12 protein-coding genes are annotated in these 13,156 nt (G+C 45.9%); 5 read left to right on the top strand and 7 right to left on the bottom strand.

The window, feature by feature from the left end:
* The first annotated feature begins 63 nt into the window (after positions 1-63).
* The 5 genes from C4F51_RS03850 to ychF all read left to right on the top strand — a co-directional run bounded on the left by C4F51_RS03850 (position 64) and on the right by ychF (position 5,844).
* Complete coding sequence (locus C4F51_RS03850; protein WP_202987605.1) at positions 64-2,499, top strand: TonB-dependent receptor; 2,436 nt, start codon at positions 64-66, stop codon at positions 2,497-2,499.
* Positions 2,500-2,524: 25 nt separating this feature from the next.
* Positions 2,525-4,039, top strand: a complete 1,515-nt coding sequence (locus C4F51_RS03845) for a PepSY-associated TM helix domain-containing protein (protein WP_193907322.1) — start codon at positions 2,525-2,527, stop codon at positions 4,037-4,039.
* Positions 4,039-4,326 carry a DUF3325 family protein gene (locus tag C4F51_RS03840; protein ID WP_193907320.1) on the top strand — a complete coding sequence of 96 codons (288 nt, stop codon included), beginning with the start codon at positions 4,039-4,041 and terminating at the stop codon, positions 4,324-4,326. Before C4F51_RS03845 ends, C4F51_RS03840 begins: the two co-directional genes overlap by 1 nt.
* Positions 4,323-4,598: a hypothetical protein gene (locus C4F51_RS03835; protein ID WP_193907318.1), complete on the top strand. Its 276-nt coding sequence runs from the start codon at positions 4,323-4,325 to the stop codon at positions 4,596-4,598. The genes C4F51_RS03840 and C4F51_RS03835 overlap by 4 nt, the downstream gene beginning before the upstream one ends.
* A gap of 154 nt (positions 4,599-4,752) precedes the next feature.
* Positions 4,753-5,844 carry a redox-regulated ATPase YchF gene (ychF, locus tag C4F51_RS03830; RefSeq protein WP_193907316.1) on the top strand — a complete coding sequence of 364 codons (1,092 nt, stop codon included), beginning with the start codon at positions 4,753-4,755 and terminating at the stop codon, positions 5,842-5,844.
* A 159-nt stretch (positions 5,845-6,003) separates the two neighbouring features.
* Here ychF and C4F51_RS03825 read toward each other — a convergent pair whose 3' ends face one another.
* The 7 genes from C4F51_RS03825 to C4F51_RS03795 all read right to left on the bottom strand — a co-directional run bounded on the left by C4F51_RS03825 (position 6,004) and on the right by C4F51_RS03795 (position 13,094).
* Positions 6,004-6,987 carry a UDP-glucuronic acid decarboxylase family protein gene (locus tag C4F51_RS03825; protein ID WP_202987604.1) on the bottom strand — a complete coding sequence of 328 codons (984 nt, stop codon included), beginning with the start codon at positions 6,985-6,987 and terminating at the stop codon, positions 6,004-6,006.
* 46 nt (positions 6,988-7,033) lie between these two features.
* Positions 7,034-7,942, bottom strand: coding sequence for a hypothetical protein (locus C4F51_RS03820; RefSeq protein ID WP_193907314.1), 909 nt, complete (start codon positions 7,940-7,942; stop codon positions 7,034-7,036).
* Positions 7,943-8,045: 103 nt separating this feature from the next.
* On the bottom strand, positions 8,046-9,296 hold the full coding sequence (locus tag C4F51_RS03815) for a glycosyltransferase (RefSeq protein ID WP_193907312.1): 1,251 nt from the start codon (positions 9,294-9,296) through the stop codon (positions 8,046-8,048).
* Between the two features lie 101 nt (positions 9,297-9,397).
* The gene (locus C4F51_RS03810) at positions 9,398-9,823 is read right to left on the bottom strand and encodes a hypothetical protein (protein ID WP_193907310.1); all 426 of its coding nucleotides are present in this window, start codon (positions 9,821-9,823) and stop codon (positions 9,398-9,400) included.
* The gene (locus C4F51_RS03805) at positions 9,810-11,519 is read right to left on the bottom strand and encodes a hypothetical protein (RefSeq protein WP_193907308.1); all 1,710 of its coding nucleotides are present in this window, start codon (positions 11,517-11,519) and stop codon (positions 9,810-9,812) included. Before C4F51_RS03805 ends, C4F51_RS03810 begins: the two co-directional genes overlap by 14 nt.
* Before the next feature lie 11 nt (positions 11,520-11,530).
* On the bottom strand, positions 11,531-12,772 hold the full coding sequence (locus tag C4F51_RS03800; RefSeq protein ID WP_193907306.1) for a nucleotide disphospho-sugar-binding domain-containing protein: 1,242 nt from the start codon (positions 12,770-12,772) through the stop codon (positions 11,531-11,533).
* A 118-nt stretch (positions 12,773-12,890) separates the two neighbouring features.
* On the bottom strand, positions 12,891-13,094 hold the full coding sequence (locus C4F51_RS03795) for a hypothetical protein (protein ID WP_193907304.1): 204 nt from the start codon (positions 13,092-13,094) through the stop codon (positions 12,891-12,893).
* Between the last annotated feature and the right edge of the window lie 62 nt (positions 13,095-13,156).

Raw genomic sequence — 13,156 nt, 5'->3', positions numbered from 1 at the left:
GCCCACCCGCCTGACATATGACAAGGCTCATCAGTCCATAGCCCTGTTTCGAGGAAACCGTTTATGCCTGCCCGCCAATCCACTACTCCCGACCGCAAAATGCACCCTTTAACCGTGGCAACCCGTTTGCTGATGGCGGGCAGCCTGTTGACCCTGGCCACTGCCGTGCCGGCAACCTGGGCACAAACAGCCGATTCAACTTCCGCCAGCCAGACCTTGCGCAGCTATAACATTCCCGCCGGCCCGCTTTCCGATGCACTCACCCGTTTCTCCATGGAAGCGGGCATTTCATTGGTCGGCGCCACCGATCTGGCACGCGGGAAAAACAGCCCCGGCGTACAAGGCAGCCACAGCACCCAGGCCGCACTCGACACCTTATTGACTGGCACCGGGTTGGCCGCCGAGCGCAATGCACAAGGCCAATATCGCCTGCAAGCGGTCAACACCCAATCCGCCACACTGCCCACCGTTAGTATTTCCGATTCCGCGCTGCTGGCGGCGCAGCCGGAAGCTTATGCGGGCGGCCAAACAGCGCGCGGCGGCAGACTGGGTTTATTGGGCAATCGCGACACCATGGATACGCCCTTTCAGGTTACCCACTACACCTCAAAACTGATTGAAGACCAGCAAGCGCAAAATCTCGGCGATGTGCTGGTAAACGATCCCTCCATTCGCAACACCTATTCCCGTGGCGCCGGACGCGATGAATTCAACGTGCGCGGTTTCAGCTTGTATAACTATGACGCTTCGTTTAACGGACTTTTCGGCGTATCGCCGCACAGCTCCAGTGCCTTGATTGGCGTGGAGCGGGTAGAAGTGTTGAAAGGCCCCAATGCTTTGCTGAACGGCATAGCACCTTTCGGCTCTGTGGGCGGCGCGATCAATCTGGTACCAAAGCGCGCTGGCGTAACGCCGCTGAACCGCGTAACCCTGTCGTATATTTCCGACAGCCAGCTCGGGTTACACACTGACGTTGCTCGCCGTTTCGGAGAGCAACAGCAAACCGGTGCGCGCGTTAATGTGCTCTACAGCGACGGCGATATGCCGGTGAATGGCAGTAAAGAAGCGCTGGCCGCTTTCACACTGGGCGCAGATTATCAGGGCGAACGTTTTCGCGTTGACGGCGATTTGAGTTATCAGGATCGCACCACCCATGCACGTAGCGGCCTGCTGCTGCCGCCCGATTCCGGCATCGCGATTGGCAAAGTGCCGGACGCCAAACACAATATTTTCCCGGCATGGACCTATTGGGATACCAAAGAATTGGCCGGCTCGGTGCGCGCCGAATTCGACTTGAATAACAACTGGACTCTCTACGGTGCGCTGGGTGCAAAAGATTATGAATTTGCCAGCTATCAAGCCAGTTGGTTATTGCTTGACGGTGAAGGAACCATGGGAGCAAGACCAACCCGCCTCGATGAAACACTCGACACCTTCACCGGTGAAGTCGGCCTGCGCGGGCAGTTCGAAACCGGCCCGGTACATCACGAACCGGTATTAAGCGCGAGCGTTTTTGAGATGGATCAGGGGCAGGTGCGCGTGCGTGACCCGATTGTGATGTCCAATCTTTATCAGCCGGCCAATATCCCCAAGCCGGATATCAGCATCAGTAGCGACATCCCCAAAATCAGAGAAGTGAATCTGCGCAGCCTGGCGCTGGCCGATACCCTGTCATTTGCCGATGGTTTTATTCAAGTCACAGCCGGTGTTCGCTATCAACAGGTTGAAGCCATTAACATTAATGCCGTCTCCGGCGAAAACGAATCCTCTTACGATAAATCGGCCACCACGCCAACCGCAGCAATCATTATTAAACCGTCAGCAAATCTCGCGCTCTACGGTAACTATATTGAAGGCCTGAGCCAGGGGCCGGTTGCTCCGGAAGGCGCCTCAAATGCCGGTGAAATTTTTGAACCGTCTGCGTCAGAACAATACGAAATTGGCGGGAAATATGACTGGGGTAAATTAACCACCTCCATCAGCTTTTTCCAGATTGATCGCCCCAGCAGTTTTTTAAACCCGGCCACGCAACACTTCAGTGTTGATGGCAACCAACGCAATCGCGGTATTGAACTCACCGCCAACGGCGAGCCGGTTGACGGTATCCGTTTGCTGGGTGGCGCTGCCTGGACCGATGCAGAACTGACCAAAAGCGATAACCGCAGCAATGAAGGCAATACCGCACCGGCGGTACCGGATTTTCAATTGAATCTCTCTGGCGAATGGGATGTGCCAGCGCTGCCTGGCTTAACCCTGACCGCGCGCGTGCTGCATACTGCCTCGCAATATGTAGATGCTGCCAACACCCAGAAAATTCCCGAATGGCAACGTTTTGATTTGGGTGCCCGCTATGCATTTATAACTAACGGCACACCGGTAACAATTCGCGGCGCGATTGAAAATGTGCTGAACGAAAACTACTGGCAATCCGCAGCGCGAGCAGGCCTTACCGTAGGAACGCCAATCACTTTCCTGGTGTCGGTATCCGCTGATTTTTAAATCCCATTAAACATCGCACTCGCGGATGAAAACCGGTTTTCGCCAATCCATGGCGGTATTGCACACCTGGGCAGGATTACTGCCCGGGTGGTTGCTTTTTATTATTTTTTTATTCGGTACGGTTTCATTTTTTAAACAGGAAATTTCGACATGGATGCAGCCGGAGCTGCGCGATGAAGCATTAAGCAGCGTTGCCGTTGATAAACTCTGGCAGCAACTTGCCAGCAACGCACCGGGGGCAAAGGCCTGGCAAATTTCGCTACCGCCACAGCGGGGCGGTGAAACCTTGCGAGCCTCCTGGCAGGCGGAGGAACAACGCCAGACATTGCAACTTCACCCTTCCAGCGGCGAAGCACTGACCACACGCGACACCCACGGTGGCAATTTCCTGTTCAGCTTTCACTACAACCTCTATTACATTCCCTGGCAACTCGCCCGCTATCTGGTATGCATTGCTTCGTTACTGATGCTGGTGGCGCTACTATCCGGCGTGGTGATTCACCGGAAAATATTTATCGACTTTTTTACGCTACGCCTTGGCAAAGGGCAACGCAGTTGGCTGGATGTGCATAACATCACCGCAGTAGTTGCACTGCCCTTTCATCTGATGATTACCTGGACCGGGCTGGCAACCTTACTGCTCACTATTATGCCTTGGGCGATTCTCGCCAACTTTCCTGACCCTTCGGAATTTCGCCAGGCCATTCGCCCCACCGCACCGCACGTGCAGCCTGCCGGTGTGATGGCAGAACCGATGCCATTATCAAAAATAATCGCTACCGCAGAGCAACATTTTAATGGCGTACGGCCAGCGTTTATCCGAGTCCATCATCCTGGCGACCTGAATGCCATGGTTGAAATTTTTCCGCACACCGACCGGCTGGGCTCGCCACACCAGGCGATTTTTTTCAGCGGAGTTAATGGGCAATTATTGCAGCCGCCAGCTACCCCCGGCGCAGCCATTCGCACCCTGGACGTAATGACCGATTTACACAGCGCCCGCTTTGCCGACCCGGTATTGCGCTGGCTTTATTTCTTCTCGGGCGTGGGCGGCACATTGATGATCGCCACCGGCTTGATTCTCTGGTCGGTAAAACGTGGCCGACAAATGCCCGCATCCACCATGGGTCGTATTCTGGTTGAGCGTTTAAATATCACTGTGATAGTGGGCGCATCGGCAGGCATCGCGGCTTACTTTCTCGCTAATCGATTGCTGCCCATCGCGCTGGCAGAACGTGCAGCGTGGGAAATTCATTGCCTGTTTCTCACCTGGGCTGCGGTGCTGTTATGGACGCTGGTGCGGCCACCCAAATCGGCCTGGCGGGAAACGCTGGTGATGTGCGCCTTGTTGTTTGCGCTGGTTCCGGTAGTGAATACGCTGGCCACATCGCGGGGTATTTATCAAAGCCTGCTGCAAGGTGATGGATTATTTATCGGCTTCGATATTGCGATGCTGATTAGCGCGCTGTTTTTTGCCGGTGCAGCGAAACGTATTAGCCGCCCCCCTACGTCCCCCCATAAAACGGAGCGCAGCCGCTGATGACACATGCCGCCACCGCGCTACTCTGCCTCACAGGCTTTACGCTGTTACTGCTCGGCCTGCCACGTCAGCAATCACTCTGGCTGCGCCAGCCATTCTCTCCAACACCTGGCAGGCTGCTACGCACCAGCGGGTTTATCTGTTTGGCTATCGCCTGGTGGGTCGCCGGTCGTCATACCGGCTTTGGTTACGGCAGTGTTATCTGGTTTGGCTGGGCAAGCCTCGCAGCCATGGCGGTCATCACGTTAAACGCCCGCCAATGGTCGTTGAAGAGAGGGCGACCATGAACCGCTCCAACCTCGCACGTGCACTGGCGGTCACACTTGGCGCCTTCGGACTCACGGTCATCATCACCGTAACCCTTTCACTGTTACTGGCAAGCGTCGGCCTGAATCGCGCAGAAACCGTCGTTGGCGCCACGCTGGCCAGCTTTATCATTTACCCGGTAATCGCCATGGCAAGTTTTCACGCCCGCAGCGCTTTGCGCGCCTGGTGCTGGTTGGCGGGCGCAGCGCTACCACTGGCGCTGCTGGGCGGGTGGCTACGCGCCGCGCTCTGAGCCGCCGCGCTGTCGGGCATCCATAACGGATTACAAGGAGTTATTTCCGCTGCCATCCTGGCGCAGCAAGCCGGTTTCCGCCCGAAAAAGCGCCATAGCCGCCTCAGGCGCGGTATAATCGCGCTTTTTCCTTGATCAAGAGCGGAATAACACCATGGGCTTTAATTGCGGCATCGTCGGTTTGCCAAACGTCGGTAAATCCACCCTCTTCAATGCATTGACCAATGCCGGTATCGGTGCTGAAAACTTTCCCTTCTGCACCATTGAGCCCAATGCTGGCGTGGTTGCAGTACCCGACCCGCGCCAGGAAAAACTGGCTGAAATCGTCAAACCCGAAAAAGTGATCGCCACCACCATGGAGTTCATCGACATCGCCGGTATCGTTGCCGGCGCGTCCAAAGGTGAAGGCCTCGGTAACAAATTCCTCGCCAATATCCGCGAAACCGACGCTATTGCGCACGTAGTACGTTGCTTTGAAGATGACAACGTTATTCACGTGGCCAACGCAGTAAACCCGGCTGCCGACATCGAAGTGATCAACACCGAACTGGCGCTGGCTGACCTGGAAACCGTAGACAAAGCCTTGCAACGCTACACCCGCGCCGCCAAAGGCCAGGACAAGCACGCCGGCCTGATGAAAGTGCTACTGGAAAAAATTCTGCCGCACCTGAACGAAGCCAAACCGCTGCGCTCATTTGGTCTGGACAAAGAAGAATTGCTGTTGCTGCGTGAGTTAAACCTGCTCACCGTAAAACCGACCATGTACATCGCCAACGTATCCGAAGACGGTTTTGAAAATAACCCGCTGCTGGATATCGTGCGTAAAATTGCCGAAGAAGAAGGCGCCGTAGTTGTGCCCATCTGCAACAAACTGGAAGCTGATATCGCCGAACTTGAAGGCGAAGACAAAGCTGAATTCCTTTCCGAAATGGGCATGACCGAACCCGGCCTCGACCGCGTTATTCGCGCCGGTTACCAGTTACTCGGTTTGCAAACCTACTTCACCGCCGGCGTAAAAGAAGTACGCGCCTGGACCATCCCGGTAGGCGCCACCGCCCCGCAAGCTGCCGGTGTTATTCACACCGACTTCGAAAAAGGCTTCATCCGCGCCGAAACCATTTCCTACGCAGACTTTGTTGAATACAAAGGCGAACAAGGCGCAAAAACCGCCGGTAAAGCGCGTAAGGAAGGAAAGGATTACGTTGTGAAAGATGGGGATGTGTTGCACTTTTTGTTTAATGTGTAAATATGCTCTGATAGCCAAGCTCCTCCTGCTTAACTTAAAAGGGGAGGGGCGTGGTTGCAATTTCAAAAAAATAAAAATGGAATTAATACACCACTTAGGTACCATCCTATAAAAACAAAATTAATATCTTAATTTACAATTGAAAACTAATCCTATCCCCTAAACAAGACTATAACTCTCCCCAACTACCTCTCTATTTATAACCTTATATCGATAGAAATCAATTGTCTGCATAAGACCACCATCAAGACTCACGGCTGGAGTCCAGCCAAATAGAGCTTTGGCAAAATTAATATTTGGTTTTCGCCGGGATGGATCGTCCAAAGGCAAATCTTTATAAATCAATGTAGATGATGAATCAGATAAAGAAATTATCAGGGTAGCCAAGTCAATCATGGAAATTTCAATAGTATTTCCCAGATTAACAGGTGAATTTACTGATGTATCCAAGCCCATTAAAGCAATAATTCCATCAACCAAATCATCAACATAACAAAAAGATCGCGTCTGGTTTCCTGATCCAAATATCGTTATCGGCTGCCCTAACAGGGCCTGAATAATGAAATTTGAAATAACTCGACCGTCATTTGATTGCATTCGAGGTCCATAAGTATTAAAAATTCTGGCCACCCTTATGTCAACAGCATGTTGGCGATGATAATCGAAGAAGAGCGTTTCCGCACACCGCTTACCCTCGTCATAACATGAGCGAATTCCGACAGGATTAACAGATCCTCTATAAGACTCAACTTGAGGGTGCACCTCCGGATCGCCATATACTTCGCTAGTAGAGGCCTGGAATATTTTTACTTTTAAACGCTTTGCCAAGCCCAGCATATTGATAGCCCCTAAAACACATGTCTTAGTCGTTTGGACAGGATCTTTTTGATATTGAACTGGACTAGCCGGACAAGCAAGATTATAAATTTCGTCAACCTCGATAAATAAAGGCTGGGTAATATCGTGGAAAATAAACTGAAAAAATGGATTGGCGAATAAATGCTGAATATTTAATCTTGAGCCTGTGTAGAGATTATCAACACAAATCACCGCACACCCGTTATTTAATAATCTTTCACACACGTGGGAACCAAGAAAGCCAGCCCCACCAGTAACCAAACATCGTCTTTTCCTTAAAATCATAAATAATCCCTATCTTAATCTTCAGACCAATATAAAATTAGCGCAATTACTTTATACAAAAAGGCTTTAAAAACCTAAGAAAGCCACGAAAGAAGCCATGATTCGAGTCATTCCGGCTACGGAAGTGTCTATAGTGAAGCCATAATTTTCTATAGGGAAAGTAATGACCTCGTTTTCCAACGCCCTGCATAATGCCAGCCCAATGCACAAGAAAAATGGGCGGGCCAGATTCTATTATTATTTCATTATTAATTAACTTTCCATGCTGAAGACCAGCCCAATACTCGACAGGTCCATCGGCAATACCATACTTGTAATATATCATCCTAAGACTGCTATATTTCACCCCAGAATTGACAAACAAATAGTTAAAGAAAGGCTGTTCCATACACTCAAGTCTCATATCATTCTTAAGACTTACAGCCTCCCCAGCCGCCTCCAAAAATCTAGCTACAGAAAAAACCCCGACTCGACTCGCTATAAAACCAGTATTAGCAGAAAACTCTATCTGCAAACGGCTTAATACGTTCTTTTCAAAGATACTCAATTTCCAACACCATTGAATCAGGCCAGGAAGATCAGAGTGAGACGTATAAACATCAAATTTTTGGTTGAAAGAAAAGGAAAAATCTATGTTTCTTAAAACAACGGTATCAATATCTATATAGAGAAATTCTTCAAATCCACCATGCCAGGCAGAAAATTTTCTATAAGCACCACATACATTTCCATGGAAGATACTACTCACATAGTCACAGGCTGATAAAATATCGTAATCATTGAAGATGGTGAAATCATATTCATCTTGCAATGAAACAATACCCTCGCAATCATCATTAAATGGGATAAGGCATAATGGCATCTCAGGATTATGCAATCTAAAGCTATTTAGAAAGGCAATAGCAATTTCCTTTACGCGGTCATTTGCCAGAAAATATACCCCTCTGCTTTCCATAGTAAATTTCTCCTTTAAAAAGCCAAAAACTCTGGCTATGCACCAATAAACATATACATTAAGCCATTAATAGGCGATCGATTCCATCATGTCACAAACAGAGCTATGAGCGTCGAACATAAACTTTTTCTATTTCCAAAACAATTCGATCAAACACAGAGTTGCCATCAAGAGAGCCTTCACTGACATCCAAGCTATTAAAAGCATCCCGGACAGAAAGCAGATCACCCAGCTTTTTAGCCGCATCAACTACACGAAAATCTCTCGGGAGTAGATAGTCACCAAATCCATTAAGTTTAACTCTATAAGCATTATTAATGTGATCAGGCCGCAAAGGTCTTATAAGCTGAGGTATCCTGGCGTTAATCGCTTGCGAAACAGTCCCAATACCACCATGATGAACTATAGCTCGACACATTTTCAGGATTACCGAAAAATCCATTTCAGCAAGCAAAAGATGATTTAACCCATCTCTTTTAATTACCACATCTTCCGATGGCCCAAGAAATATTGCAGAAACTTTCAATTGACTACAAATTTTAAAACAATGCTCTTGAAGCGCATAAAGATCATGAGCCCCTGACCCGAAATAAAACACTATGGGCGGACCGTTTTCGCCAATAAATTTTCTGACAAGTTCATCATTGCTTTTTGAAAAACAGGCGAGAGGGAAGCCTACACTTTGAAAATGGCTAGGCCAATCTTTAGCTCTCGGCGAAAACCACTCTGGAAAAAGACCAAAGGACAGATTTTCTATTTTTTTATTGTTCTTCCCGTAGGGCAACGCACCTAATGCTCGACGCGCCTTATTTACTGAAACTGTTATTGAATAATCAATACAAATTTTACTGAGCTTTTTAAAAGCTTTCGATAACAGCCATCGCTGAATAAAAAAAGGAAATTTATTTTTATAATACCAACAAAAAGGCGCAGACAAATCATACACCGAAAGCAAGCTAGCAGGGGAAATCACTAAATCCACTACAGATATTGAAAGAATATCGGCAGCAGCTCGCGCACCATTGCTCTTACAAGAACTAATCACAATAATATTTTTATTTTCTCTATACTCTGAATGAACATAATCAAAAGATGGCTTAAAAGCAGGAAGAATGTAGTAAAGAACTTGACTATCCCAACTTCCAGAACGATAAATCTCAGATGTATTCCCAGCGCAATATTCTCCTATCCCACCGGTCGAATAAAATGGAATTCCCTCCTTATCAGCAATACACCTAAATTTTTCATTTGATAGAACTACCACATCGTATTTAGCCAGAAGCAGCGACTTCGCTAGGCCCATAACTGGAAAAACGTCTCCACTCGTTCCTAATGCATGCAAAATAAATTTCATCTTCCGTGAAAACATATTCTAAACCCAAGTTATGCACTTCGCGGTTGAATCCGCCTTTTCAATTTATACGACCAAGTATCAAATATTAATTGGATAAAAAATCAAATAGAAACCCTAAAAATACAACCACCTTTATTATAAAAAACCTTCAGCTTACCATTTTTTACATACGCAATTAAGCGGTATCTTTTAAGCTGAGGCAGCAATAACCGCAATGAATTTTTAAAGCTGCCTTTCCTGAAAAACCCATCTAGAATATATAGAATTTTCCCCTCATTATATTCATAGGCTTGCAATTTATGTACTGGATTAGCCGCGAACAACCTAAGTGTGTATTTAGATATTTTGGCAAAGGCAAGACTTGCCAAGGGTTCATCCTTTTGTGTTTTTATCATCATTATCTGCCGATGCTTACTTGCTTCTAGCAAAGATCCGAGACACTGAGAATCTATGCCAGCCCCACTAATTACACGCAGCACAATAGCCTCGTTTAACAAATCCGCGCCCTGACTTTCAACAAAATACATTTTTCACTCCGTTAAAGCTGTTTTCCGCATCACCATCCATAAGCGCGACAAGGCGTTTTAAATAGGGGTGAAAATTATAACCCTGCACAATACAATCACTCTTGTTGCTATCAATTATCTGACGTAAGTGGCGAGAGCTATTAATATGCTTTACGATACCCGCTTTATCGCAATAGAGATATTCGTCAGAGACGCGATCGTATTCAATAGATATCCCATTGCCCGAATAAAGGGTACAGCGTTCGGATAACAAATTTTCGTAAATCCAGTCAGCGATACGATCGTTTTGGATGATTACTTTTTCAGTATCTTCGACACGACCATCTGCGCAGAATTCATCCACTGTTCGACCGATATAAGTTATAAAGAAATAGCTGCTCAGAATTGCTCTTTTTATTGTTTGAATGACGAACACCTTATGAAACACATGCTCATTTTGTCCATGCCAGCCCAAAGAAGAGGAAAGTAGTGTCATCAGTAAATCTAGGTCCAAGATGAATTCGCTAAGAAATTTATTGGCTTTGTCAATCTTCAGGTTATTCAATATAGAGTAGAGACTGGCAGTTAATATATCGTTGACAAAGTCAATAGAATCATCAGTAGGTAAAGTACCAATTTTAATTGGGGACCCCATTGACAATAAAGACAGCAAGCGGGTTGAAACCCTTCTCCATTCGACGGTGCAAGACAGCTTGGTGGACATTTCTCTATCTAGTCCGAACATATACCCCATGTTGACGTGTGCATATTGATAAAATTTTTCTTCATAGAGCATCAAAAAATGCTCCTCAACCGGCTTATCAAATAAAAATTTATTAATGAGATAAAACCATTCTTTTATCACTTGAGCTGGAGTGGCAGGCTCTTCAAAGTAACTAGTAACTTGACCATAATTACTCCCGGAGATAACAAAGCTGCACAATGAAGTATCCAGAACGCGGCCATCCATGCTAATATTTGAAGGCGTCAGTGCATTATGAGAAAACCGTGCCATTCTGAAAAATGACAACTGGTCAGCACATCTTTCTAAAAAATTTTGTATCATCGAATAAAATTCTGACAACAAATTATTTTCTCTAATATTTTTATAAATACTAAATATTCTTGAGTAATCCGATCGCATCAATGCGCGATGCTCTGGTTTTAACCTGAAGTACATGCAAGGAAGAAAATGACTTGGCCTTGCTATAGATTCCCTTACCATTAGCACACTAGGTGCATTGCTGTTGTTATGCAGCGCAGAGGTTTCATCCAGAAAAATCAGACCATGGATATTTTGTACACCGATGGGTGATATTTTATTCAATAGTCGAGAATAGATGACCTCCTTTACTGCACCCTGGATATCAAGCCCTCCATATGAGTGTGATTTCAGTGCACCATCACCAGCCAACGCATTGGCACCAACACCTTTTATTTGCGCATTATTGATATTAACCACTCTGGCTCCACCACCATTTGTGCCTACGCCAAATCCACCATAGCGCTCAGCAAACATCATCCTTGTAGAATTGGGGTAGCTGTTAAGTGTGTCAGAAAATGTACTACCTTTTACGACCCAAGAATAATTATCAACAAATTCGTCATCCGATACATCACCGTTAGTAGATCTATTCCTCCATAATAGATGCGTTCCAGATACTTTATTCATCTCTACCGGGAGTAGATTAAACGAGTCTGCAAGTTTAATTAGCATTTCTGTAATCCTTATTCCTTTAGTGACAGCAGAAACTGTACCGAGGATTCCGTTTCATCTGTAGTGAGGTTTTGATAGTACTTTACTTTTTCCTTGATACTGTGTGATGACAGAACTTCCATCACACAGCTCGCAATCTGATTAACCGAATCGCTTAAAAAATCAATCGCGTTGCTAATGCCTAGCTGCCACAGAAGAAAAGCATTGTCGGGCTGATCAAATGTGTAAGGGGAAATTACTTGTGGAATACCAGTGGCGAGTGCTTGTGCACAGGTACCTATGCCACCGTGATGAATAACGAGCGCTGCACGAGCAAATAGATAACTGAAAGGGACGGATGGTAGAATCAAGACGGGAAATTCACCACATTCGAAAAAGCTCTCATTTTTCGAATGTGCAACAAATATACCCGGCTTACCAATTATGCGGCAGAGATTTCTAATTTTATCGATTAGTAAGTTGGTAACTGGAATTCCTGTACCAAATGTAAATACAAGAGGTGCGCCATACTGGTTAATAAATTCATCCAACCTCGCGTTGCTTTCACTATCCTGAGTTTCACCCAAAATAAAGCCAGTATTGACCAGTTGTTTGGGCCAGTCCCCCGGGTTAGGCTTAAGCCACGCAGGAAACAATGCCAATATAGAGGGACTGGTTTCCATATCAGGCAAATCCGACAAGGACCACTGTGCAAGCCCCAACTCTTTCCTAGCCGGATTTATCAAAGGCCTAACCAGTCTATCGAAAGTATCTTTCTTTGCCTTTCCTCTTATTTGAGGAAATATTTCCCCCCACAGGCGCTCTTCAACCTGCCTTCGCATGGGATAAGGCGGACTTAATATGGAACCAATTCCTTGAGGCGCTAGAACTACTTGGCATGACTTCAGGCCAAACTCCTCTGCGGCCATTCTCGCACCCGATAATGCATCCTGATAAATAATAATTGGCTTGTGGCCTTTTCGGATAATACTTTCAATGGTTTTGAACGTTCGCTTTATTGCTGGAAAATGGAAATCGTTATAATGGTTTTGTGCATGATGACGAGACCATGTTAAGGGATTATTATAGCTATTCTGATAAGCAGCCAAGGATGAAACAGAAAATAATTTAACTCCCATTGAGCTTGCCAGATGATCAAATTTTTCATTACCAATAAAAGCTGCCTTAGCTCCGCCCTCATTAATTGAGGCTGCTAATTTGATAAATGGAAGTGCATCACCCATTGTCCCTAGCGAATAAAATAAATAATCCATATTAAAAATTGAGACACCTTGAAGTAACAATAAACTTAATATCACCAAAAAAATTAACATCTCTATTTAATTTTAATGATAAAATAAAAGAGTAAAAATAGCGTATAAAATAACACTATTATTTTATTTTCAGGCTTTGAGTAGACTTCTTTGATTCAATATAATCTGAATAGATCATTGAAAGTATTGAAACCAAGAAAACTGCAAAAAATATCCATACAGACTCAAATTTTCCTACCATTTCAGTTAACACTAAAGCAGCAACAGCCCAAGCAGACAGCCCTAGTGCAACAGCAAACGATTTTATTTTGGAATTCATCATATCAACACCTGTTTTTTTGGATCTTCAAATATAAATTGTGAAACCTAAAAACCAATCAAAAA

The organism is Cellvibrio polysaccharolyticus, assembly GCF_015182315.1.
Classification (GTDB): Bacteria; Pseudomonadota; Gammaproteobacteria; order Pseudomonadales; family Cellvibrionaceae; genus Cellvibrio; species Cellvibrio polysaccharolyticus.
This window is presented reverse-complemented; position numbering and strand designations above follow the sequence as displayed.